Origin of the sequence: Vibrio sp. NFR, from assembly GCF_027587095.1 — a bacterium.
GTDB lineage: Bacteria > Pseudomonadota > Gammaproteobacteria > Enterobacterales > Vibrionaceae > Vibrio > Vibrio harveyi.
The window spans coordinates 51818-75403 of sequence record NZ_JAPPTN010000018.1; the positions used below are offsets into that span (position 1 = coordinate 51818).

A 23586-nucleotide genomic window follows, 5' to 3' on the forward strand; every position below is an offset into this window, starting at 1 on the left:
AAGAGTAAGGATCTCGTTTGAACGTGTGGCTTATAGCTTTTGAATCGTATCGACGTCGATTTGAGTCTTTGTCCATTCAGAGTCTACTTCACCACGAATGGCAACGCGATCTTGCGGTGATACGTCTTGACCCATCCAGTCTTCGTTATCGATCTCGACTTGAATCTCACCTGTGTTGTCTTTGAATAGGTAAGTCTCATTACCAAGTGCTTGAACGATGTTACCTGTCAACAGTACATAGCTATCATCAGATGCATTTTGCGCCGCTTTTACAGTGCTGATTGCTGCGGTTTCAGGACCGTTGAAGGCAGCCAATGCAGAGCCAGAAATTAGGGCTAATGTTGTCGTAATAATCAGTTTTTTCATGCTAATGGCTTCCTAAGTTAGAAGTAGTAAGTAGAGCCTACGTTGATTGATGCTGTGTTTGCGTAGCTATCAAGCTGGTATTTTGCGTTCGCGCCGATGGTCAATTGAGGGAAGATTTTGTACTCCGCACCGATAGATAGTATTGCACCGAGCTCATTATTTTTTTCAGAACGGTGGAACAAGGTGTTGTTCATTTCGACGTCGTCATTCATAACAAGCTCATGTTCTTCTGATTGGCTTGCTTTGGATTCGTACTGAGTGTAAGTCAAACCTGCTTTAACTTTTGTTGTCCACTTTTCGTTTAATGCATAGCTAAACACAGGCGCTAACGTAATTTGTTTGGCTTTGATTGAAGCGTCCCAATCCATTTCATGATGGTATTTTTGACCCTTGATATCGACAATTCCAAGATTTTTGGAACGACCATCATCAAGATCAAATTGGTTATAACCCAGTTCTACAGCCCAAGAATCATTGATAGAGTAGCCAATGAAGCCACCAAAAATACCGTCTTCCAATTCAGGGTTCAGATTCACACCGTCAGCTTGAAAAGATGGTTCAAAATCGTGATCTGTGGTGCCGAATCCGTATTCCAAACCCACGTAAGGTGCTGCTGCAACCGAAAATGAGCTTGCTGCGAGAATCGTCAGGACTGTTTTTTTCATTATATATTTACCTCTTCGTTTCGATGGGAGGCATTTTGTGTGAAGAGTCGTGAAGTGTTCGTGAAGAAAAGACTAACGTTTGAAAATTAATAAAAAAACTCCTCACTAAGGAGGAGTTTGTCAGTTGCAAAGGTATGGTTAATACACCGTGCACCACTCATTTTTCATGTCAATGAGGTGCCAGTTATCACGCTGATTGGCTTCATCCATTGCTTTATCTAAATGACCCACACTGGACTTGCGGTCGTATTTCCACTCACGCTCTTCGTCGGTATGGTGAACGATCATCGCCATAGAGTTTGGTTGACTGGTTGCCCATTGCATCATCGCGTGGTCACCGTCTGAGTTACCAATCGCGAGAACGGGTTTCTTACCGATGATGTGCTGAATGTTCTCAACCTTACCGGCTTTGTCATCAATCGTGAGGATTTCACCTAACTTGGTCACGGTTGGCTTACCGTCGTTGTAGTCGTACTTGTATTTTAGCGCGCTGCCAATGATTTGCTCTTCGGGAATACCGTACACCTCTGGCGCCCAAACGCGCATAAAGTCCACACCGCCACCTGATACGATGTAAGTCTTAAAACCATGCTCTTGCAGGTAGGTGACCATTTCGCGCATTGGTTTGTATGTAAGTTCGGTATAAGCTTTGCCAAAGCGTGGATCTTTCGCGACTTTCAGCCAATCGGCGACTTTTTGCTGATATTCCTCTACCGTCATACCACTATGAGTGACCTTGACGATCTCAAGTAGCGCTTTTTCACCGCCTTTGAAGACGCCTTCAATATCGTCATTCAGTACAGATTTAAACGGTTCTTGTGTCTTCCATTCTGGATGGTCTTTTGCCATCAGTTTCACTTCGTCTAGCGCATACGCCAGTTGGAAGTAAAACGGTTTTTCTGACCATAACGTACCGTCATTGTCGAACACCGCGATGCGGTCTTGTTCCGCAATGAAGGTTTTTTTCGAAGCATCAGTAGATTGATCAACATAGTTAACAATTGCAGATTTACTCGCGCCATCTTTCCAAGAAGGTAGTAAGTTTGGATCGCAATCTAAAGCCATCGCTGAGAATGATAAACCATATAAGACTGCAAGGGCACAGATGTGTTTCTTCATATTATTATTTACCTAAGTTTGAATGTATTGTTTGTATACATTGAGGTTAAATGAGAGCAACGTAGATTTAGCCTCTTTCCCCTAACCATTTCCCTAACCAAGAGACGTCTTAATTGGTAAGAATGCGGCAAAGGGGCAGTCACGTCGTTTCTCATGCGTAATCGTGCTTAATCAGCATCTTTCGCAAGGCGAAGTCCCATGTCCGACATAATTATAGACTGGCTGGCGAAGTCTCGACGGAAATTCTCTGATTCATCAGAATCATAGGCAAAACTGCCGCCTCGTACGGATTTGTGTGCTAAGCCTGCTTTTTCGTCTTTAGCGTTGTTTGGATTTTCGGTTGGACCAAAGCGGTAGAAGGTGTCGTCATAAGCATCAATAACAAATTCACCAACGTTGCCTGTCATGTCATAAAGACCGAGTTCATTGGGTTGCTTTTGACCAACGGGGTGAGCTTGGTTTTTAGAGTTGTCGGCATACCACGCCACATCAGCAATGTTGTTTGAGCCTGCGTAAGTGAAACCTTGGCTCTTCTTACCGCCTTTCGCGGCAAACTCCCATTCCGCTTCTGTCGGCAAGCGGTAGTTTTCACCTGTGAGTTCGTTCAACTTCTCGATGAAGTAATTTGCCTGCTGCCAACTCAAGTTATTAACCGGAATGTTTGCACCTTGGAAGTAACTCATTGAAGAACCCATGACAGATTCAAACAATTCTTGAGTGACCTCGAATTTGGAAATGTAGAAGCCGTCTACCTTTACTTCGCGTGCTGGGGTTTCTGCCTTCTTGGCGGAGTCGCTGTCCGATCCCATGACAAATGAACCGCCTTCAACCAACACCATGTCTTGATCAATGTTGAGCGCGATAGGATGCGATGATTGAGTTGCACAACCACTCATTAATACGTTGAATGATAGAATAGAAAGTGCGGTTAACGATTTGCTTTTAAATGATTTCATCAATAGTTTCTCGCCAAAAAAGTCACGATAAATATTAGCAATAAACGCTATGAAAAAAGGTTATAAACGGTATAACAAGCCTCTTGTATTAATGGGATTTATGATTAGGTCATCAAGGTGAGAATGGCACGCTTATGAGCGTTCTCAGCTGCATTTCATAACGAAAAAGGTGACGTATGCACATTACTCAAGGTCCTCAGTTCAACGGTAAAGCCTCTAAGCGTTTACATGTCATGGCAAAACCTATTGGGGCGGCTTGTAACATTGATTGCACTTACTGCTATTACCTCAGCAAACAGGACTTACTTGAGTACAAAAAAGGCTGCACGCCTGTGATGGATGAAGAGACTCTAGAAGCCTACATTCGTCAGTACATTGAAGGGCAGAACACGCCGGAAATCATCTTCTCTTGGCAGGGTGGTGAACCAACAATGTTGGGCTTGGATTACTTTAAAAAGATTGTTGAGTTTCAATCTAAGTACAAGCCTGAAGGCGTGGTCATTTCTAACGATCTACAAACCAATGGCACCTTGCTCAACGACGATTGGTGTGCATTTCTGAAAGCAAATAACTTCTTGGTCGGTTTGAGTATCGACGGCCCAGAAATGATGCACAACGCTTACCGAACCAACCGCGCAGGTCGTGGTACCTTTAACCAAGTGATGAAGGCTGTTGAACTGCTGCACAAACACGAAGTGAAGTTCGCAACGCTGACTTGTGTAAACAATCTAACCAGCCGCAATCCTCTTGAGGTATACCGATTCCTGCGTGATGAAGTACGCTCACCGCAAATGCAGTTCATTCCCATCGTGGAACAAAAAACGTTCCGTACTACCGCACCTCAAACATGGCGGCCGCAAGAGCAGCTGAAACAAGGTGACAAGCGTCTTATTCCTGGTCACAAAGACTCTGTAGTAGAGCCTTGGTGTGTGGCAGACGAGGCGTGGGGTAACTTCCTTATCGCGATTTTTGATGAGTGGATTCAACACGACATTGGCAAAGTGTTTGTGCAGTACTTTGAAGCGAGCGTCGAGACTTGGATGGGGCGCAAAAACCCACTTTGTACACTTGGCGAGATTTGTGGCAAAGGCTTGGCAATGGAACCAAACGGTGATGTTTTTGCTTGTGACCACTACGTTTATCCAGAGTACAAGATTGGCAACATCCACCACGAAAAATTAGACAAGTTGGCCTATGGTCCTGAGCAGCAAAAGTTTGGCTTTGCCAAGACTCGCTCGTTAACCAAGCAGTGCCAACAGTGTGATTACCAATTTGCTTGCTACGGTGAGTGTCCGAAAAACCGTTTCATCCGCACCAAAGACGGTGAACCCGGGTTGAACTACCTGTGTGCAGGTTGGAAAAAGTTCTTCTCTCATGCTGATAAGGCAATGGCATACATTCTTCGTGCAACGGGTAACCCTGTGGCACATGGCAAATACAGTGATTCAGTGCTACGCCAACAAGCGGCGAAGCGTCCTGTATTCGAAACCAAATTTTAAGGGGATTGATATGACATTCTCAAAAACACTGTTAGTTGTCGCTTTAGGTATCACCACAAGCCAATCTGTCATTGCACAAGATGAAACCTTGCTCGCACCAGACCAAGTCTCATCAGCGAGCATGACAAGCGCTCAAAAAGCAAACTCAGCGCAGATGTCGCCACAGCAAATGGTTGCCAAGCTGTCTTACCAAGCGCAGGACATCAAACAACCCGTTGAAAAGCGTATTGAAGCACTGCACGAGTTGGCGAATTACCCAAGTCAAAACGCGCTGGTAGCGGTTGCACGCAGCCTTCAAGACCAAGATCCTGCGGTTCGTGAAGCCGCGATTGTTGGAGCAGAGCCATATACGATTGAACATCGTTGGCGCATGATTGAGCCATTATTGAGTGACCAAGAAACCATGGTTCGCATTACTGCGGCGACCAACTTAGTGCGTGACTTTTCTAACGTGAGCAGCGAGCAGAAGCAAACGCTTGAAGCCCCGGTTGCTGAACTGATCAGCTATTTAGAGAACAAGCAAGATAACGGTTCCAAACTGTTATTGGCGGATGTCTATCGTTGGCATCATGAATGGGATAAAGCGGATAAAATCTATCAAGCTTTGGTGATCAATCAGCCGGAGAATTCACAAATCTGGTTAAGCTTGGCGGACAACTACCGAGCGCAGCAACGCGATGCCGATGCAGTAAAGACGCTGGATTCTGCAATTAAGCTTCATCCTGACAACGCATCTTTGCATTACTCGAAAGCGTTAACGCTTGTGCGTCTTGATGACAAGAAGAGTGCAGCTTTAGAGATTGAGAAAGCAGCCAACATGGCGAAAGATAACAGTTACTTCTGGTACCTCAATGGTGTACTGCAAGAAGAGTACAACCTAGACAAATCGGTGAAGTCTTTTGAGCAAGCGTATTTGATTTCTGGCGCGCCGGAGCAGCTTTATGCGGTTTGTGACATTTATGTTCGCTACGACAACCCGAAAACAGACGAGTGCTTGGGCGAACTAGAGAAAGTCGCACCAAGCTACGTGATTGATCAATTGAAAGAGAAGAAAGGGCAGAAGAACGCCAAAGTAAGTAGCTAAGACCATTCTGGCTCTTTTCTAAGCTTGTGCTGTTATACCCAAGTAACCTCAAGATGCTAGGTTCAGCGAGAATGACTTGGTTTGTAGACGCGGCGGCGATTTAAAGATCTAGTCACTCTAAATCAAGAATCGACAACAAAGTATACAAGCCAAGACAGCTCGCCCTTCGGGAGCGTGTCATTGCCCCGATCTCTGCGTCAAATAACTTGGAAAGAGCTGGCTATTACGCGGCGTCGTTTTCCTTGACCTCGAATCAATGACAGCGCTCTGAATCCTGCATCTTGAAGTTACTTGGGTATACATAACAGACTGAGAACGGTACATTGAGGCGATTGAACTCCTTGATCCAACGCCATTGGTTATCTTGGAGTTTATCGCCTGGGCCTTTCACCTCTATCCATTCAAATTTCCCTTCTTTAAATGCAATCAAATCCGGCATGCCGTTTCGATAGAGTTTCAGATCACTTAACTGCACGTTAAACAGTTCGACCAACAGGTCATTAGGGATGTGTTCAAGAGCTAGGGATATCAGCTCTTCGTTCACGTACGCCCAACTGACGAAGGGATTACTGATCCCAACTTTATCTCGGTATGTATCAAACAACGCCTGCGTCTTCCCTTGTTGAACTTGCTCAAGCGCATTGTCGATAAGTTGCTTCCTTTTGTCGGCAAAATCGGCGTGATACAAATCCAATGGTCGATGTTGATAAGCGTTAATAAATGCCCCCTCTATTGGTGCAAAAATCGCATCCCACAAAGTTAAGCCTAACAAGCCGTTGAGTAGGGTATTCTCAGAATAGAAAACGGTCCAACCTAAACTTTCGAAATGTGCTTTGGTTGCCAGTTCAACACGTTGCTGTGATAGATCCAATTCGATATGGTATTCGGTGCATTCCGGCTTGGTGGCTCTCGGGACTTTAAAGCCCTGTTTACGTTTAACGCGTTGTTCAAGCTTTTGTGCCACTTCAAGCTCGGAAACATCAATAGGGTGAGTGAGCATTTTAGTGACAATGTCACAAAATAAATCGTTTTGTTCCAGCTTGTCGTAGATGCGAGCACGACGCTCTCGGCTTGGCGCGAGTGTCGTTGTTTCAAACAATGCAATTGCAATCTCAAGCTCGTTTATGCGTTCGTAATCACGCGCAATGTCGTTAATTATGTGCTCTCGTTTACGGTCGACGTAGCGATGTTCAACCTGTTCTGGCATTGCTTCGATAAGAACATCGAGATTCGCTTTTTGTTTTCTGTCGCATTGCCAATAAAGGTTGGAGAGCTGGCTGAGCTCAATAAGACGGTCGATTTGCTCTCTGCTCTCGAAAAATCGACGCGCTTTACTTAACTGGTATTGTTCGAATTGGTGTAAGCCTAAATCGTCAAGCACGAACTGGCTGAGGTCTTGATGGGTATTAGCAAAAAACAGCGTCAGCAAAACATCAATCATGTGTGCGGAGTTCAGCTTAATCACCGTGAAATCCAGAGCCTCAAATAGCTCGAAACGCTCTTCACTTAGGCATGCCACTAACGCCTCTTTCTTGAGGGATTTAAGATGCTCAGGATAGAGCGTGACGATCTCTGGCTTGGTCAGTAGATTCGCTGCTAATTCTTGCGTTGTTAGGTCAGGGGAGAGCGAGACAAAATCATGAGCTGCCAATTCATCCAAAGCAGACTGGATATTCTCGATTTCTTGATAGTTGAGTTTGTCGCTGCGAAACCAGCACCCTTTACGGCTGTATAGACGAACAAGAAGACACTGTGCGGGTTTGTTTAAGCTTTCAAACGCGGATAGCCATTGGTGCTCATCTGAGCAAAGTAAGTCGCTGTACCACTTGGTAGCGTGCTGTGTGAGCTTAAAGAAGTTATCGAGATAGTAATCTGGCGCGAGTTCGACGGTGTTTTCCATAACCAACTAACAATAAAAAAGGCTTAACCCATAGGTTAAGCCTTTTTCGAATCAATTTCTGCAGATCTACTAGATAAATAGAACTGGACTGGCAATTAAGCGTTTTTCAGTTGTGCTACTTTCGCTTCAGTCAGTGGCTTAGTGATGAACGCCAGTACGATACATACCGCCATCATTGCCGCTGAGATAGTGTAAGCAAGCGTGTAACCGTCACCGTTAGTCATTGAGAAACCAACAACAGCAGCACCGATTGCACCACCGATACCCCATGCTGTGTATAGCACGCCGTAGTTAGTACCGTAGTTCTTCAGACCGTAGAATTCAGCCGTTAGAGTAGGGAATACTGCTAGAAGCGTACCGTAGCCTACTGCTGCGATTGCTGTACCTATGATCAGCGTAAACTCAGTTTTGAACGTTGCGAACAGAACCATGTTGATGCCCTGTAGAACGAACGCTAGAAGAAGAGTACGAACGCCACCGATCTTGTCTGCAAGCATACCTGCTGCTACACGACCGCCTGAGTTAAATACCGCAAGGATAGACGCTAGGTAAACCGCGTTTGGCAGGTTCGCTTGAACGCTTGCAATAGTAGTGATGTTACCGATGATCATAAGACCAACAGAAGCTGCGAACGCGTACATGATCCATAGAGAGTAGAACTGTGGCGTTTTAAGCATTGCTTTCCAAGTTAGGTCGTCAGACTTCTTCACAACCTTAGGCGCTTGACCTTCTTTTACTTTAGGCTCTGCTGGCGTGTAATCCGCTGGTGGGTTGTTGATTGTTGCTGCTAGTGGAACAGCGATAGCAAGGATACCGACACCAAGAACTAGGAAGCTTGTTTGGATGCCCATGCTGTCGATCAGCGCAGAAGTCACAGGAGCTAGGTAGATAGCTGCTAGACCGAAACCTGCTGCGATGATGCCGTTAACCATACCTTTCTTAGATGCGTGGAACCACTTCATTGCTGAAGGAGAAAGACACGCGTAACCAAAACCGATACCTGCACCAGTGACCACACCGAAAGTGATGTTCAGCATTAGTGGTGAGTTAACAAAACCAGACGCGATCATGCCTAGACCTGTTAGAACAGTACCTAGGATAAGGATCAAACGTGGACCCATACGGTCTTGAAGAATACCTGCAACAAGAAGACAGATAGAGAAAGTAATAGTTGCAGTCGCGTAAGGTGCAGATGCTTCTGCTGCGCTCCAGCCTGACTCAGTCACTAGTGCTTTGTTGAATACACTCCAAGCATACAGGATGCCAAGACAAAGGTTGATACAGAATCCTGCTAGCAGGATGCGCATAGCTTTATCAATCTTGCTCATTTTTGTTCTCAGTAATACCTCTTGGCAGATAGCAAAGAGGAGTCGGTTTAAAGATAGGGTTTACTCAAAATAAGTTTGCATTTTTCAACGCATAACGTAATGAGCGCGGATTATAACCAATAAATGTGTGATTGGAATCTCTTTTTACCCCTATTACTAAAAATAATTCGAAGCATTAAAAATGGTTGTAATGAGAGCGTTTTATATATGAAGGAAATGTTGATCTAACGTAAAGAATCGTTGGTTTGGTAGTGAGATCCTAAGTGAAACAAGGTTTATAGCTAGAGCATGGGTATTTGGCTCACAGTTTAAGCAAAAAGTTTCAAAATATTTTAGTGTTAATGTTCTGTAACAAAAGTGGGCGAAATAGAGACTATTTTCTGTAAGTGCAGGATCTAAAGGGTTTATAAATTAGAGAATGTTAACTGCTTGTAATAACTTGATTCAAAAGGAGAGGGTGAACATAAATTGAGCAAAAAATGTGCTTGTAATTGCTAAATAGATAAGCAAAATAGGGCGCAAAATGAGTTTTCATTAATGAAAGGATGCTTTTCTCTACTCGTAGTGAGGTGACTTATGAAATTGTTCCTATTACTTATGGCTTCTGTTTCTGCAGGTGTCGCATCAGCAGATCACATCCATTCATTCATGCTAGGTCTTTCTATTGCATCGCTTGCAGTAGGTAGCTGCTACTTCTTCGCATTCCGTAGTTCGCGTTTCCCACAGCTTGCTTTGTTCTTACTGATCTGTGGCATGTTATCTAAATTGACGATTACGGTAATTGGCGTAATGTGGGGTATGTCAGCCGAGCTGATTACATCTCCAATCGTGTTTGCTTTGTCTTACTTGTTCTTCTCATTAGCGGTAACCTACTTGTGGTTCAGCTATCGTCAAAGCATCACTAAGATTCCAGAGCGCTTTAAAGCTGCTTAATCAGCGTCACTTATAGCCGAATACAAAAACGCCAGCGATCATCGCTGGCGTTTTACTTTTTGCAGTTAAAGCGTCACGGTAAGCGGCGGTTCTGGAACTTCCAAGAAACACGCTATCACGCGGTACAATTCGCCTTCCGCGACGGTGATCTTACCATCAGACTCAATTGCTAAACGACACGCCTTAACGAACTGTCGCCGTTGAAGGGGTTTAAGTTGCAACAACAGCTCCAATGCAGCGCGACTTAAACGCCAGTTGTTGTTTGGCGCTTCCAATGTCGTTTCTGCAAATCCTAGCGAGGTGAGCGAAGCGTTGAATGCGCGTTGTGCGCCTTCTCGTTCTGAATGCGTGACCCACGCCAATTCACGTAGCAACCAGTGCACGCTTTCTTGGAGTTGCTTGAATGTCTTGTTTTGGCGAGTAGAGCCAAAAGGCCCAAGAAGCTGCTTTTCCAGCAAGTTAATGACGCACCATTCACCCAGTGAGTAGTGATTGTCCGTTTGAGACAACTCTCGCAACACTTGGCAAAGTCTGTTTTTCTGACCTTCACTCATTGATTTAAGTGCTGGGATGGCGAGCTCTAGCAGAGGAAGCCTTAAGTGCAGGGGCAAATCGTAATCCAGCCATGGTAACAGCTTTGCGTGCGAGACCATTGGAATATGACCTTTGATCATCTCACGTTGCACATCGCTGCCATCAAAGATCAGGAGCAATGCAATAAAGCGCGAACTGTAGGGTTCACGGGCAATGTCTACCAAGTCTTGGGGCAATTGGCTGATCAGTTGTTTTCCTGTGTCACTTAGTTCTGAGGAAGTTGGAGTGACACTTTGTGGTTCATGGTCTTGAGAGCCGAAATCGGCATCCGAAGCAAATCCGCTGACTTGTTCATGGGCAAACGTCGAAGCTTGGCTATGATTTCTGCGCGAAAAACTGCCGTCCCAGTTGGGTTCAATGCGACGGATTCGTTCTTCGAGAGGCGGGTGAGTAGCGAAGAAGCCGGTGAAGCCAGACAAACTGCTTTGTCCAAACATCATGTGGCTCATTTGGCTGCTCGCTTGTGCATCCAAGCTAGAGCCAGATGCGTGACCGCCAATCTTTTTCAACGCACCTGAAATACCTTGGTCATTACGAGTAAACTGAACTGCACTCGCGTCCGCCAAGAACTCACGTTGTCGTGAGATAGCTGCTTTGATCATTGAGCCAAATAAAGTACCAACCCAACCGAGCACCAAACACACAACCGCGATCAGCATGATGACAGCGAAGCCTTTATCGGAATCGGAAGAGCTTCTTGATGAACGGCTAGTGTAGTGTGTATTGTCGAGAACCAAGTGACCCAAGTGCGCAATACAAGTAATGCCGAACAAGACGCCAATCAAGCGCGTGTTCATGCGCATGTCGCCATTCAATACGTGGCTGAACTCGTGAGCAATGACGCCTTGCAGTTCATCACGAGAAAAGCTGTCGAGCGCACCTTGCGTGACACCTATGACGGCATCATCAATGCTCATACCTGCAGCAAAAGCGTTAATGCCTCGCTCTTCTGGCATCACATAAACAGGGGGGACAGGAATGCCAGAAGCAATCGCCATCTCCTCTACCACATTAAGTAATTGGCGGTGTTTTGTGTCCGTTGTATTTGAGGAAATAAGCTTACCTCCAATACTTTCAGCGACGCCACTACCGCCATTGGAAGAAAGTTCAGATAGGCGGAACATAGAGCTGATTGCGACGACCAGTGCCACACCTGCAAAGCACAGCAAGGTGTAAGTAATCGCGGTGCGTTGATCAAATGGCTCGCCGGTTACTACGTAATAAATAGTAATGGATAGTACGCTGACCAAACTTGTGATGATTAATACTGCTAAGGAGAACAGAAACACCAAAAGCCCGGTACGCTGACGTGCGGTATCTTGATGGTCGAAAAAATCCATTAGAACTCAACCTTTGGCGCTTCTTGGATTGCTTCGCTGTCTGCAAACTCCAGCAACTTACCATCTTGGAAGCCAAACATATTGGCAAACAAGACTGGTGGGAAAGTTTGTTTGTAAGTGTTGTAGCTGGTAACAGCATCATTGAAAGCTTGGCGAGCAAAAGCGACTTTATTCTCCGTGCTGGTTAGTTCTTCTTGCAACTGAGTCATGGTTTCGTTGGCTTTCAGTTCTGGGTAAGCTTCAACGACGACGTTTAACTTACCTAGTGCATTTTGTAGCATGCCTTCTGCTTGTGCCAGTTGGCTAATTGCCGCATCGCTGTCTGGCGCGTCACTTGCTGCTTTCAAGCCCGAAATTGCCTGGTTACGCGCTTGGATGACTCGCTCGAAGGTTTCTTTTTCGTGTTCCATGTAACCTTTCGCTGTGCTGACAAGATTTGGGATCAGGTCGTAACGACGTTTTAACTGAACCTCAATCTGAGCAAAGCTGTTTTTAAAGCGATTACGCAGCGTCACTAGTTTGTTGTAAATGCTGACCGCAAACACCGCGATAAGCAAAATGATGACGATGAAAACAATAAGTGAAGTCATAGTAAGTTCCATTTTGTGAATGTATTTGGACTTTATATAAGTAGTTGAGATATTAAGCAAATTAGACTTACTTATAATGTGCAATGTTTTGTAATTATGGGACATATTGCGTATTCAGTACGAGGTGTCAAAGAGGGGAAAGGTGGTGACAAGGTCTGTGGAATAGAAATAAAAAAGCCCGACAAAACTGCCGAGCTTTTACGAACTAGATGATTGTGACTAGCGCTTACGCTGACATTGGTACAAGAACCATAGTACCGATGATCACAGTAATCAGACCCGCTAGAACTGGCACTGATGTGCGTTTTACTACCTCAAATGGGCTGATGTTTGCCATACCTGAAGTAGCAACGATTACGCCAGATACTGGCGAGATAGTACGACCTAGGTTAGAAGCTTGTAGCATTGGGATGATTAGGAACGCAGGGTTCAAACCCATTTTCGCAGCCAGTGAAGGAGCAAGTTCAACGAACGCGTAGAATGGTGCGTTACCAGAACCCGTTGCAATTGCTGCCGCCACGGTTAGACCTGTTAGGATAAGCATTAGTGCGATACCGCCTGCGCCTGCGTTATCCGCTAGGTGAAGAAGGTTGTCGATCGCACCGATAGACATAAGACCTTGAGCAAACACACCAGCAGCAACCAAAAGCATTACTACACCCTTAAACGCATCCGCCATGCCTGTGTAGCACGAGTCTAGATCTTCAAGAGATTTCTTACCGTCGAATTTATTAACAACGTAATGAATAACCGCACCTAAGAAAATCGAGCCAACCACGATCGTGTAGATATCTAGGCTTAGGCCAGGGATTGTGCGACCGTTGAATAGGAAAACACCGATGATAGGTAGGAAAGGTAGCGCAGCGTAGAATGCAGGAGCATCTGCTTTGATCTCAGATACGTCGATTCTTTCCATTGGTGTGTTGTCTTTCTTATCTAGGTATTTGTTCCAGAAGAAAGCGGCTGCCGCCATTACGATGATTGCACAGATAGAAACAGGAAGTACGGTTTGAACCGCAAATACGTCAAGCGCGAGACCAGATTTTTCTGCTGCGATAACCACGTCACCTGATGTTGGCGAAAGAATGATTGCCGCTGGTGAAGCACACACTGCCACTGCCGCTGGACGAGAAATACCCATTGCCGTCATCATAGGGAATAGGGTAGCCATTAATAGCACGCCCAGACCTGTTGCTGAACTCACTGCAAGAGACATCAAACATGCCACGATGTAAGCCGCTACCAAAAGGACGTATGGAGACTTGATAACAGAAAGCGGTTTAGAGAACTGTTTTACAACAACATTGTTTGCGCCGATATGTGTCATGTAAGACGCAAAACCACAAAGTAGCATGATTTGCATACCAAGACCGCCGCCACGGTATTGAAGCATGTATTTTACGTACTCTAGTGCGTCCGTCACCATATTACCCGTTGAGGTTACTTTTGATGGCAGAACGTCATGGCCAAGAATGCCAGTCATAAGAAGCAAACTAATACCTGCGGTTAATAACACGCCAGCAGCTTTGTAGCCTTTGACAATGAAATAACCCACAGCAATGGTCACTACCAAGCCAATTAAGAGCTCTAACATAGGGTTGTCTCCAGATATTATGAAAAAAAGAAAGAAACTGTTTCAGTTTATGTCTGGGAATTTACAGAATTCTTTCCTGTGGCACGAGACTAAATTAGAGCTAGCATGATCTAAAACAAATAATAGATTAATAAATAATTGCATTGGATTATATTGTTTAAATTACGTTTTTTAGGTGTTATGTACTAGTTTTCTGGATTTTAAAGAAACGAAAATATGAACATTCAATCGAATAAAAATCGTACTAAATGATTAAAAAGTGAGAAAAGCGATAGTTCGAGCTAGATCACGTTAAAGGGGCTTGGTTGAACAAAAAAGCTCCGAATTAACGGAGCTTTTGTTTTGACGTCTTTATATTGAAGCGCGAGTTACACGTTACGCGTAGCGACGCACTAAGAGATTCCAACTGCGTTGTTGACGTTCAAATTCTTCCTTAATTTGTTGGTATTTTAATTTGGAAACGGATCGCTCATACTTTTTCACTACTGTTGCAGTTTTCTCACCAAGCACTTCTTTGCGCGCTTCGTAGTACTCCTGCATGTGATGTACTAATGCGTCGAACTCCTTCTGAAGCTGATCACGAATCGACTGGCTGTTTGGCTTACTCTCTAGTTTTTCTTTGGCTTTCTTCAATAACTGCGTCGCGCGTGCTTTTTCTATGCGAAACGTTGACGTCGTACGAAGCTTCGTTGTTAACCCCAGCCAAGAACAAGATTTGATCAGCCATTTGGTTGGATCGTAGTGCCACCAGTAAACGCCATTACGGTAATCGTTCTCAAAGATGTGATGGAAGTTGTGGTAGCCCTCACCAAAGGTAAAGAATGCCAAAATGCCATTGTCACGAGCTGTGTTTTTATCGGTGAAGGTTTGTTTACCCCAAACGTGCGCCAATGAGTTGATAAAGAAAGTGGTGTGATGGCTCAAGAACAGACGAGCAGCACCGACAATTAGGAACATTCCCCAGATATCACCGTATAGAAGCCCAAGAGCCAGTGGGAAACCAATGTTCGTTGCGATAGCCAAAGGGACATAATATTTGTGCTGCCACACGACGATTTTATCTCGCTTCAAATCTCGACAATTAGTGTACTCATTCTCTTTTGATTTGTTGTAATCACGAAGCATCCAACCGATATGTGAATACCAGAACCCACGTTTTGCTGAGTATGGGTCTTTGTCGTTGTCGTCGACATGTTTGTGGTGAACACGATGATCGGATGACCAATGCATTGCACTGTTTTGAAGAGAGAAAGCACCACCGATGGCAAAGATGAATCGTAAAACTGGGTGAGCTTCGTAAGTTTTGTGACTCCAAAGGCGGTGATAGCCTGCTGTAATAGAGAGGTTGGTGAAACTAAAGGCAATAATGCCCCAGATCAGATGCTCCCAGCCTAAACCGAAGTGGTATGCATACCAAGGCAGTACAATAAAGGTGAGAATAAAACTGGCGGAAAATATCAATATATTCAACCAGATAAGTGGTGGTTTATTATGCTTCACAATGTGTCCCTAACTTTGAGCTAACAACTGTACGCCAGAATATCAGCGTACACGTGTAAGTCAAACTAAAGTTCGATGACTTTGTTTCGAGTTGTGACATTTCTATCGTTAAGCGAAAACTCGCAATAATTGGGTTTCGTTGGTGGGATATTTTGCTTTTAAACGAATAATGAGTAGTATTAATCAATGAGCTGTGGCTATAGATTTGTAAAATCTGCCAATAATATGCAGTTAATGAGGTGGAAAATGCCAAAGCTCGTTAGAGAAGCAATACAAGAACATAGGAATACGTAATGGAATTACGATTAGCGGAATATAAGGATTATGAACGCATCGCGCAGTTACACGCAGACAGTTGGAAGCGCCATTACCGTGGTGTGTTGAGTGATGGCTATTTGGATAGCGAAGCCATCGACGACAAACTGTTGATATGGCAAACGCGCTTAACCAATCCACCATTCAACCAACACATTGTTTTAGCCGAAGAGGGTGGTCTTCTTCTTGGTTTTGTTTGTGTGTTTGGTAATCATGATTTTGAACGTGGCAGCTTTATTGAAGCATTGCACGTAGATGACAGTTATCGCGGAAGAGGTATAGGCAAACAGCTACTTCTTGCGGTAGCGGAATGGCACCAGCAATACTTTAAGGACAGTGGTTTGTATCTTGAAGTCGTCTCTCAGAATGAACCTGCGGTTGAGTTTTATCAACATATTGGCGGGCAAGAGTGTCAGGAGCGAAACTGGAAAACTCCGGGCGGAAATGAAGTACTCGAAAAAGTGTTTCGTTGGTCTAACGCGCAATCACTAGTGAGTGGCATTGAAGAGAATGTCATTTACTCGTAACTTAGATTGAGTTTCCTTCAAGCATACAAAGAGCAGCACGTCGCTGCTCTTTTTTGTCTGAATAGGGATACCACTTAGAAGGTGAGTCCTAGTGCTTTGAGTTCTTGTTCACATTGTTCAGCATTCTCAAATTGAATCGCAGAGATTCCAAGTTTTCGAGCGCCTTCTACGTTATAAGGCATATCATCAAGAAAAACCGTCTCAGCAGCGATAAGTTGATGAGTATCAAGCAAGCTCTGATAGATCTCAGGCTGAGGTTTTAGCAAACCAAGCTCGGCGGAAACCGTCGTTCCATCAAATAAAGGCCAAAACTCATAGGTTGTTTTTAAGTGTTCAACAATCTCAACAACATTATCGGTTAATGCATACACGGAATAACCAGCACTTTTGATGCGTGTGAGAAGTTCTACACTGCCAAAGATCAGAAGTTGTGTTTGCTTAACATAGTAAAAGAATCGCGCACATTCGTTGTGAGACAGCTGTTTCTCTGACTGGTAACGCTCTTTCGCCTCAGCTTCTGTGATTAAGCCTTTGTTTAAATCTAACCATATATCGTTTGCGAATAATGCTTTAGCTTTTGCCTCAGCATCAACGTGATTGCCCAATGTCAATCTGACGATTTCTAAAGGTGACCATCTCACCATGACGTTGCCGATATCAAATACGACATTCTTAATTGAGTTAGCTTGCATAGGTATCCTTGGGTTAATTTGATTAGGTACGTGTTCAAATTCCGACAATATCTTAATTGCAATATGTTTATGTAAAAATTGTTGCGTATAATCCGGTTTTTCAAATACTTTTCGATGTTATTTGACTAATTATCACCTTTATGAATGTAACGGATTGAATTTAAAGCAGACCGTCATAAACTTTTGAACAACACCTCGCTGTTTATGTGCGATAACTAATATATAATTATAAGAAAACAATGTAATAGACAGTTAAACGTTAGGGCTGAGTTAATTAAGTAATAATATGGACGCGATTCGCAAAGTTTATCAGTACGCAGAGCCAAACCTTACCTTAGTAGGGTGGATGGGCTTTGTGGGCTTCCCAATTTATTACGTGGTATGGGAATTCATGTTCCCACAACCGTACGAAAACTTGCCACTGAGAATTCTCTGCTCTTTCTTGTTCTTTGGTATCATTTATCGTAACCGCCTACCATTCGAGTGGCGAAAGTATCTGCCGGCTTTTTATCAAGTCGCAATTACCCTTTGTTTACCTTGTTTCTTCTTCTATATGTTGTTGATGAACAACTGGTCAAATGTTTGGGTAATGTCGTTTATGTCGGCGATATTCCTTCATATTTTGTTGGTTCATATTACTTGGGTTATGTTTGCCCAGACCTTTGCTGGTATTGGCTTGGCGACGTTTTTCGCTTGGGTAGCTCAAGGCTTTCATATTGAGCTCACCATGGATTGGACGCATGTACCAATCTTCTTGTTCATTTATCTATTTGGTAACTTGTTCTACTTCCGAAACCAAGTGGAGCACGAAGCAAAAGTTTCCTTGGCTAAGTCTTTTGGTGCGGGCATCGCCCATGAAATGCGAAACCCACTCAGCGGCTTGTTGACTTCAATTGATGTGATTCAATCAGTGTTGCCCAACCCGAAAGAGGGAAGAAAAGCGCAATACGAGCTGAGTGACGAAGATGTGACCTTATTGCGTGAAGTCAGTGACGATGCAATGAAAATCATTCACTCAGGTAACGAGACCATTGATTTACTGCTAACTTCAATTGATGAAAACCGAGTGTCGCGTTCGACGTTCCAGAAACACTCGGCTCAATCTGTCGTTGAAAGTGCAATTGAAAGTTTTAGCTACAAACGAGCGACTGACCGTTTTGCCATTTCGTTGGATATGCGTAGTGAATTTGATTTCTTGGGCAGTGATACGCTGTTGAAGTACGTCATGTACAACTTGTTTAAGAATGCATTTCACCACCGAAGTTCGGAAGATTTTCATATCCACGTTACCATGTACAGTGACGATTTCAGCAATCAAATTGTGGTTACGGATAATGGTTCAGGCATCGCGCCTGATGTGTTACAAAGCATTTTCCAAGACTTCTACACTACAGGCAAATCGGGTAGTTACGGCTTAGGTTTGCCTTTCTGTAAAAAGGTGATGCGTTCATTTGGGGGGGACATTCGGTGTCAGTCAGAAGTGGGCGAGTGGTCGCAATTTACGATGACCTTCCCGGCGATTAACTCAAATGAAGTCAAAGAGATCAAAAGTGAGTTAACCAAGCTAAAAACCACACTCTTTGTGAGTGAGCAAAACATTCTAGTGTCTAAAATGACGGACATTGCTCGGTTTATGGGCTTTAGCCTTACGGTGTTAGACGTTGATGCTCTGCTCAAGAAGAAAGAATATGAATTTGAATACGATTTGATTTTTGTCGATATCGAAAGCCTAGACGCCCGAGGCAGTCATATGGACAAAGTGGAGTCACTATTTTCATTCACTGAAGCTCGTATTGTTTATCTGTTTGAGCACCACCCAATTCAGAGAGCCAGAAAGGCATCTTTTGCACCGATTTGGGTGGAAACACAAGCGTGGTTACTCAACACAAAAGCAACCATTGATCGTTTGCTATACGACGCCAACTATGTGGTTCCTCAGGTATCAACGAAGCCGCTAGATGCAACGAACAAACGAACGATTATGGTCGTTGATGATAACGAATCCTTGCGTAAGTTCACGGCAATGTTACTTGAGAAGCAAGGGTTTGAAGTGATCCAAACCGAAGACGGTCAGCAAGCTATAAGCGCATTAGATACAAATGACATTGATCTCATCTTAATGGACATCGAAATGCCAGTGATGGATGGGGTAGAGACATCTCGTCGAATTCGAGCGTCAAACAAACCTTATGCTTCCGTGCCTATCATTGCCCATACGGGAGACAGTTCACCAGTGACTCTCGATAAAATTGGCTCGTCTGGCATGTCAGATTTTATTGTCAAACCAGCAGATAAAAACAGACTGTTCGATAAGATAGCGAACTGGATTTAATTCCATCGCCTAACGTACTTATTGCCTAGCATCATTATTGAAGAACGGAATGACGATAGAGCTCAGCATTGTGCTGAGCTCTTTGTTTTTCGGCAGCGACAAGCTTCCATTCAATTGTGCCGTTATCGATTCATTATGCGAATTCTAGTTCTGGATGGTTAAATGCTTCCTGACAAGCGGTAATTACGTGGTCCACATCGCGAGAAGTCATATCTGCATTGATTGAAAATCGGATGATGTTTTTGTTCTTACCTGTTGCTGGGCGACAGAATACTGCACCAAACACATTACGTTCTTCAAGAAAGTCACGTACACGTTCCGTATTTCTCTCGCTACCGCACTCCAAAGCGACAATTTGAGATTCACTACGGATATTAAAGCCAATTTGTTTTAATCCTGTTCTTAGCTCTTTAGCTCGGTTGAACAGTAAGGTTCGTTTATCGTCAGCTCCCTTAATCACCTCAAGCGTTTTTTCTAAGCGAATCACTTCTTGCGGCAATACCGTCGAGCTAAAAATCGCTGGATACGCGACAAATGGGAGAGTCTTAGCCAGCTTCTCAGGACCAAGAATCGCCCCCGCACGGTATGCGAATGTCTTAGCCAAACTTACCGTAATGAAATCAACTTGATCGGTTAACCCTAACGCTTTCACAAGACCAGCGCCATTTGGACCGTGAGTTCCAAGTGAGTGGGATTCATCGACGACCAATGCACAATCAAATTCACGTGCCATTTCGTAGATGTCGTGAAGTGGGGCGATAGTACCAATCGTGCTATAGACCGAATCGACAACAATCACACCGGAGCCATGACGTTGGATCTGTTTACGCAAGTGGTTCATATTGTTGTGCATAAATGCATGCGCGTGTGCTCCCGCTGCTCGAATGCCTTCCCATAACGACATATGCGCAAAAAAGTCGATATAGACGGGCGTATTTGGTGGGCAAATCGTTTGCAACAACCCGATGTTTGCCGCCCATCCTGATTGTGAGAGCAAGCAGCTTCCCATTCCCACGTAATCGGCGAGTTGGGTTTCAAATGCAGGCTTGGAAGTATCATCTTGCAGGAAGATTGCAGACATTACTACGTTGTCGTCATGCTCGGTAATTGCATCACGATGTGCCTTTTGAATCAGTTGGTTGTGGGATAACGATAAGTAGTCGTTGCTTTGCATGACCACCGCTCCGGATTGTGGTCGCTTACCCAAAACCAAGTGCTTCTGGTTCTCGTTTTGTTCGATCAAGTCTTGAATATAAAAGTCTAGGCGTTCCTCAACAAAAGAAGGAAGAGGTTTCGTTTTCAGTTTATCACTCATAATAATTTCTCTTAGTAATACGAAAAACGCCAGCGCTGACAGTTATATAGTTTTAACTGATATGAGAGATGTGTCATTGCCAATGTTGCATAAGTTTGCGTACGCTTGCAAACTCGGTATTTAAGGGTTGGGTGCGGTTTGGAATTCCTTACCTTTCGGGAGTCTAACTATGATGGAGCTTAGAAAATAACCGTTAAAATACATAGTAAATCACTATGAATTTGTTTGGTTTTTTCTACAAAAATTAACGAATAGATGTCAAATCACAACGCCATTTTGTGGCGTTTTAGAGTGGTTCGTTCCATTTAATGTGGTTAACGAGTCCGTTGATTTTCAAGCTGATAAAAAAGATATACCCACGTGACTTCGAGATGATGCCTTCAAGATGAGGATTTCAGAGTGTTGTCATGGATTTGAGAGCAAGTACAGCCATCAAGTGGAGTATCAAGCTCTTTTCAGATTGTTATAAACCTGGAAAATAGGCGAAAAAAAGCGCGTATAAAACGCGCTTTAAAACAGTGATTGAATAGGAACTATCGTTTGTTTCGTAGGTAACGCTTGCGACGTTCTTCTTTACGTTTTGCTTTCTCTTCTTCTTTACGAGCGGTTTCGATTTCTACTTCGATCAGCTCTTGAGTAATCATCTCTGGCAACTCAAGGGTGATTTGCCCTAAGGTGCCCTGACGAAGTTCGTGTAGAAGGATTTCAGATACCTTGTGTAGGTCTACACGACCACCCGCACGAAGTGCTCCACGACGACGACCAATTTCTTCCATGATTTCGATATCAGACTCTGGAAGCTCTTCGATTTGATAACGCTCTTTAAGCTTCTCTGGGTAATGAGCAGCTAGGTATTCGACCGTGTAAAATGCCACTTCATCGTATTCCATTGCGGTATCTTTCACCGCACCTGTTGCTGCGAGTCGGAAACCACTGTGCGGGTTTTCAACTTTTGGCCACAAAATTCCAGGGGTATCTGAAAGTACGATGCCATTTTGTAGGTTAATACGCTGCTGACGACGAGTGACCGCTGGTTGGTTGCCTGTTACGGCAATCGTGCGACCGGCAAGAGTATTGATAATAGTCGATTTACCAACGTTTGGAATACCCATGATCATGGTACGAATGTTCTTACCAATTTCTTCACGGTGAGGCGCTAGCTTGCGGCAAAGCTCCATAATCTTATGTACTTCACTCGTCTCTGACGTAGTGATTGCCATTGCTTTTACGTTTTGCTCTTTCTCAAGGTGATCAATCCACACTTGAGTTAACTCCGGATCAGCAAGGTCGCGTTTATTCAGTACCTTTACTACTGGTTTATCACCGCGAATTTGGGAGATCATCGGGTTTTCACTACTGAAAGGAATACGAGCATCCAGTACTTCGATGATCACATCCACTTGCGGGATTGCTTCTTCGATTTCTTTACGCGCTTTGTGCATGTGGCCAGGAAACCACTGGATAGAGTTGTTAACCATCTGAAAAATCGCCTTATTGTTTCATGGTTATGCTGGTGGGTTAATCAATTTACCTACATCACTAACGAGGATGTTAAGGGGAGCGGGGTATGTTTCCCCACTCAATACCACTACAGCGAGTCATGTGAGGATCTTAACACTTTATTGGATGGGCGGAAATGTTAGAGCAAGCTGACATCGCGATATTTAAGGGCTTGAGCGTTGCTTTGGCTTCGCTTTGGTTAGTTTCGAATCGAATATCAATGCCTCGGTAATGATGTGCCTTATCACGATAAAGAAAATGACATCCGGGTGATTCGAGCGTCAGACCAACAAGGTGCGCTATGAGGCATGTTTGTTTAATTCTCTGATCAGCTCTGCGCGTTCAGTCCTTGCTGCTAACATCATTTGCATGTTCACCAGAGGAGAGGGTGCTTTTCTGATGTATTGTGCGTAATCAACAGGAACGCCATCAACGATCAACTCTATGTGCAGGTGAGGTCCGGTTGTTCTGCCTGTGTTACCTGAGCGACCAATAGCTTGTCCTTTCGTTACGTGGTCACCTACGCGAACGTTGCTGCGTGATAAGTGCAAGTAGCGGGATATAGAGCCATTTGTGTGACGGATGTTTATATAGTTGCCTGCAAAACGATTGTAGCGTGATTTGATGACGACACCGTCTGCAATACTTTTTATCGGCGTTCCAATTGGGACTGCATAATCTGTCCCTAAATGAGGAACAATCAAACCGGTTACTGGATGTCTTCTCTTTAAATTAAAGCCGGAGCTAATTTTGTAAGCTTTCGCGAGTGGAAATGAATAATAAGGCTTTTGAATTAGCTTATTTCCATATTCATCGTAAGCATTGTCTTTACCATCATTAATAATGAAAAAGTCTCTTTTACTACCTGAGTAGTAAAAAGAACTAATGTATCTTTCATTATAACTATTGGTTTTGATTTTTACTGAAAATCGGTCGCCTTTCTGTGCTGAACCAATAATTTTGAACTCATCTTCGATTAACCTGAACAAAGATTTGATCTCATGCGGGGATAATCCGGAATTAATTAAAGAGGCAACAAAGGAGTAATCAATAATGCCTGTGGTGATCTTGGTGCGTTGAAAGTGTGCTTCATAAGTCTGCTCGATACTATTACTATTTATCTTATTGTAACTTTCTGTTTTTGCAGTTGATTTTGTGGGGGTGGTCTGAAGTTCTGGGGTGAGAAAGTAATGAGTCAAAGATACGCCAGCAATGATAACGAATGCAATAAGAACAAGGGGTAAAGCAATATGCTGAGTCTGCTGTCTTAATATTAAACTTGTCATTAAATCGAAATTATGCTTATAGGCGAAAAATTGAGGGGAGTATAATATTTAAAATAAAATCTTACACGCCGTTAAGGGCAATTCCTGTGTTTTTACTAATTAAATAACGATAGATGTGAAGTGGCGCTGCTAAAGAGATTGAAAACTGCCT

At 43.9% G+C, this 23586-nt stretch carries 19 protein-coding genes; 5 read left to right on the forward strand and 14 right to left on the reverse strand.

The window, feature by feature from the left end:
- Nucleotides 1-30 precede the first annotated feature (30 nt).
- From OH463_RS24075 to OH463_RS24090, 4 genes are all read right to left on the reverse strand, one after another.
- Nucleotides 31-366, reverse strand: a complete 336-nt coding sequence (locus OH463_RS24075) for a YgiW/YdeI family stress tolerance OB fold protein (protein ID WP_005447161.1) — start codon at nucleotides 364-366, stop codon at nucleotides 31-33.
- A 17-nt stretch (nucleotides 367-383) separates the two neighbouring features.
- Nucleotides 384-1031 carry an AcfA family outer membrane beta-barrel protein gene (locus tag OH463_RS24080; RefSeq protein WP_050936242.1) on the reverse strand — a complete coding sequence of 216 codons (648 nt, stop codon included), beginning with the start codon at nucleotides 1029-1031 and terminating at the stop codon, nucleotides 384-386.
- Between the two features lie 138 nt (nucleotides 1032-1169).
- Nucleotides 1170-2150 carry an HAD family hydrolase gene (locus tag OH463_RS24085; RefSeq protein WP_269992902.1) on the reverse strand — a complete coding sequence of 327 codons (981 nt, stop codon included), beginning with the start codon at nucleotides 2148-2150 and terminating at the stop codon, nucleotides 1170-1172.
- Between the two features lie 167 nt (nucleotides 2151-2317).
- Nucleotides 2318-3106 (reverse strand): formylglycine-generating enzyme family protein, encoded by a 789-nt coding sequence (locus OH463_RS24090; RefSeq protein ID WP_269992903.1) that lies wholly within the window; start codon nucleotides 3104-3106, stop codon nucleotides 2318-2320.
- Between the two features lie 176 nt (nucleotides 3107-3282).
- On the opposite strand from OH463_RS24090, the gene OH463_RS24095 reads away from it, so the two are divergent.
- Both OH463_RS24095 and OH463_RS24100 read left to right on the forward strand, forming a co-directional pair.
- Nucleotides 3283-4605, forward strand: a complete 1323-nt coding sequence (locus OH463_RS24095) for an anaerobic sulfatase maturase (protein ID WP_269992904.1) — start codon at nucleotides 3283-3285, stop codon at nucleotides 4603-4605.
- 10 nt (nucleotides 4606-4615) lie between these two features.
- Nucleotides 4616-5689, forward strand: coding sequence for a tetratricopeptide repeat protein (locus OH463_RS24100; protein WP_269992905.1), 1074 nt, complete (start codon nucleotides 4616-4618; stop codon nucleotides 5687-5689).
- A gap of 253 nt (nucleotides 5690-5942) precedes the next feature.
- Here OH463_RS24100 and OH463_RS24105 read toward each other — a convergent pair whose 3' ends face one another.
- Nucleotides 5943-7589, reverse strand: coding sequence for a VRR-NUC domain-containing protein (locus OH463_RS24105; RefSeq protein ID WP_269992906.1), 1647 nt, complete (start codon nucleotides 7587-7589; stop codon nucleotides 5943-5945).
- Between the two features lie 95 nt (nucleotides 7590-7684).
- Nucleotides 7685-8917 carry an L-lactate MFS transporter gene (locus OH463_RS24110; RefSeq protein WP_005447152.1) on the reverse strand — a complete coding sequence of 411 codons (1233 nt, stop codon included), beginning with the start codon at nucleotides 8915-8917 and terminating at the stop codon, nucleotides 7685-7687.
- 576 nt (nucleotides 8918-9493) lie between these two features.
- Here OH463_RS24110 and OH463_RS24115 point away from each other — a divergent pair.
- A complete protein-coding gene (locus tag OH463_RS24115; RefSeq protein ID WP_005447150.1) occupies nucleotides 9494-9850 on the forward strand; it encodes a hypothetical protein in 357 nt (118 codons plus the stop codon).
- A gap of 65 nt (nucleotides 9851-9915) precedes the next feature.
- Here OH463_RS24115 and OH463_RS24120 read toward each other — a convergent pair whose 3' ends face one another.
- From OH463_RS24120 to OH463_RS24135, 4 genes are all read right to left on the reverse strand, one after another.
- Nucleotides 9916-11784, reverse strand: a complete 1869-nt coding sequence (locus tag OH463_RS24120) for a M48 family metallopeptidase (RefSeq protein ID WP_269992907.1) — start codon at nucleotides 11782-11784, stop codon at nucleotides 9916-9918.
- Nucleotides 11784-12374: a LemA family protein gene (locus OH463_RS24125; RefSeq protein WP_005447146.1), complete on the reverse strand. Its 591-nt coding sequence runs from the start codon at nucleotides 12372-12374 to the stop codon at nucleotides 11784-11786. Before OH463_RS24125 ends, OH463_RS24120 begins: the two co-directional genes overlap by 1 nt.
- 226 nt (nucleotides 12375-12600) lie before the next feature.
- Nucleotides 12601-13968: an anaerobic C4-dicarboxylate transporter DcuC gene (gene dcuC / locus OH463_RS24130; protein WP_005447145.1), complete on the reverse strand. Its 1368-nt coding sequence runs from the start codon at nucleotides 13966-13968 to the stop codon at nucleotides 12601-12603.
- 375 nt (nucleotides 13969-14343) lie between these two features.
- Nucleotides 14344-15468 carry an acyl-CoA desaturase gene (locus OH463_RS24135; protein WP_017188909.1) on the reverse strand — a complete coding sequence of 375 codons (1125 nt, stop codon included), beginning with the start codon at nucleotides 15466-15468 and terminating at the stop codon, nucleotides 14344-14346.
- A 293-nt stretch (nucleotides 15469-15761) separates the two neighbouring features.
- Here OH463_RS24135 and OH463_RS24140 point away from each other — a divergent pair, with 293 nt between their 5' ends.
- On the forward strand, nucleotides 15762-16310 hold the full coding sequence (locus tag OH463_RS24140; protein ID WP_005447141.1) for a GNAT family N-acetyltransferase: 549 nt from the start codon (nucleotides 15762-15764) through the stop codon (nucleotides 16308-16310).
- Between the two features lie 74 nt (nucleotides 16311-16384).
- On the opposite strand, the gene OH463_RS24145 is transcribed toward OH463_RS24140, so the two are convergent.
- Nucleotides 16385-17002 (reverse strand): HAD family hydrolase, encoded by a 618-nt coding sequence (locus OH463_RS24145; RefSeq protein ID WP_017188910.1) that lies wholly within the window; start codon nucleotides 17000-17002, stop codon nucleotides 16385-16387.
- A 286-nt stretch (nucleotides 17003-17288) separates the two neighbouring features.
- On the opposite strand from OH463_RS24145, the gene OH463_RS24150 reads away from it, so the two are divergent.
- Complete coding sequence (locus OH463_RS24150) at nucleotides 17289-19334, forward strand: hybrid sensor histidine kinase/response regulator (RefSeq protein WP_017188911.1); 2046 nt, start codon at nucleotides 17289-17291, stop codon at nucleotides 19332-19334.
- A gap of 133 nt (nucleotides 19335-19467) precedes the next feature.
- On the opposite strand, the gene cqsA is transcribed toward OH463_RS24150, so the two are convergent.
- The 3 genes from cqsA to OH463_RS24165 all read right to left on the reverse strand — a co-directional run bounded on the left by cqsA (nucleotide 19468) and on the right by OH463_RS24165 (nucleotide 23435).
- A complete protein-coding gene (gene cqsA / locus OH463_RS24155) occupies nucleotides 19468-20649 on the reverse strand; it encodes an alpha-hydroxyketone-type quorum-sensing autoinducer synthase (protein ID WP_222325085.1) in 1182 nt (393 codons plus the stop codon).
- A 533-nt stretch (nucleotides 20650-21182) separates the two neighbouring features.
- Complete coding sequence (gene ylqF, locus OH463_RS24160; protein WP_005447133.1) at nucleotides 21183-22127, reverse strand: ribosome biogenesis GTPase YlqF; 945 nt, start codon at nucleotides 22125-22127, stop codon at nucleotides 21183-21185.
- Nucleotides 22128-22448: 321 nt separating this feature from the next.
- The gene (locus OH463_RS24165; protein WP_005447129.1) at nucleotides 22449-23435 is read right to left on the reverse strand and encodes a peptidoglycan DD-metalloendopeptidase family protein; all 987 of its coding nucleotides are present in this window, start codon (nucleotides 23433-23435) and stop codon (nucleotides 22449-22451) included.
- Nucleotides 23436-23586: the final 151 nt, after the last annotated feature.

Excerpts from the sequence above, each read along its gene's own strand:
- OH463_RS24075 (WP_005447161.1), bottom strand. The coding sequence starts at position 366 with ATGAAAAAACTGATTATTACGACAACATTAGCCCTAATTTCTGGCTCT.
- OH463_RS24080 (WP_050936242.1), bottom strand. The coding sequence starts at position 1,031 with ATGAAAAAAACAGTCCTGACGATTCTCGCAGCAAGCTCATTTTCGGTT.
- OH463_RS24085 (WP_269992902.1), bottom strand. The coding sequence starts at position 2,150 with ATGAAGAAACACATCTGTGCCCTTGCAGTCTTATATGGTTTATCATTC.
- OH463_RS24090 (WP_269992903.1), bottom strand. The coding sequence starts at position 3,106 with ATGAAATCATTTAAAAGCAAATCGTTAACCGCACTTTCTATTCTATCA.
- OH463_RS24095 (WP_269992904.1), top strand. The coding sequence starts at position 3,283 with ATGCACATTACTCAAGGTCCTCAGTTCAACGGTAAAGCCTCTAAGCGT.
- OH463_RS24100 (WP_269992905.1), top strand. The coding sequence starts at position 4,616 with ATGACATTCTCAAAAACACTGTTAGTTGTCGCTTTAGGTATCACCACA.
- OH463_RS24105 (WP_269992906.1), bottom strand. The coding sequence starts at position 7,589 with ATGGAAAACACCGTCGAACTCGCGCCAGATTACTATCTCGATAACTTC.
- OH463_RS24110 (WP_005447152.1), bottom strand. The coding sequence starts at position 8,917 with ATGAGCAAGATTGATAAAGCTATGCGCATCCTGCTAGCAGGATTCTGT.
- OH463_RS24115 (WP_005447150.1), top strand. The coding sequence starts at position 9,494 with ATGAAATTGTTCCTATTACTTATGGCTTCTGTTTCTGCAGGTGTCGCA.
- OH463_RS24120 (WP_269992907.1), bottom strand. The coding sequence starts at position 11,784 with ATGGATTTTTTCGACCATCAAGATACCGCACGTCAGCGTACCGGGCTT.
- OH463_RS24125 (WP_005447146.1), bottom strand. The coding sequence starts at position 12,374 with ATGACTTCACTTATTGTTTTCATCGTCATCATTTTGCTTATCGCGGTG.
- dcuC (WP_005447145.1), bottom strand. The coding sequence starts at position 13,968 with ATGTTAGAGCTCTTAATTGGCTTGGTAGTGACCATTGCTGTGGGTTAT.
- OH463_RS24140 (WP_005447141.1), top strand. The coding sequence starts at position 15,762 with ATGGAATTACGATTAGCGGAATATAAGGATTATGAACGCATCGCGCAG.
- OH463_RS24145 (WP_017188910.1), bottom strand. The coding sequence starts at position 17,002 with ATGCAAGCTAACTCAATTAAGAATGTCGTATTTGATATCGGCAACGTC.
- OH463_RS24150 (WP_017188911.1), top strand. The coding sequence starts at position 17,289 with ATGGACGCGATTCGCAAAGTTTATCAGTACGCAGAGCCAAACCTTACC.
- cqsA (WP_222325085.1), bottom strand. The coding sequence starts at position 20,649 with ATGAGTGATAAACTGAAAACGAAACCTCTTCCTTCTTTTGTTGAGGAA.
- ylqF (WP_005447133.1), bottom strand. The coding sequence starts at position 22,127 with ATGGTTAACAACTCTATCCAGTGGTTTCCTGGCCACATGCACAAAGCG.
- OH463_RS24165 (WP_005447129.1), bottom strand. The coding sequence starts at position 23,435 with ATGACAAGTTTAATATTAAGACAGCAGACTCAGCATATTGCTTTACCC.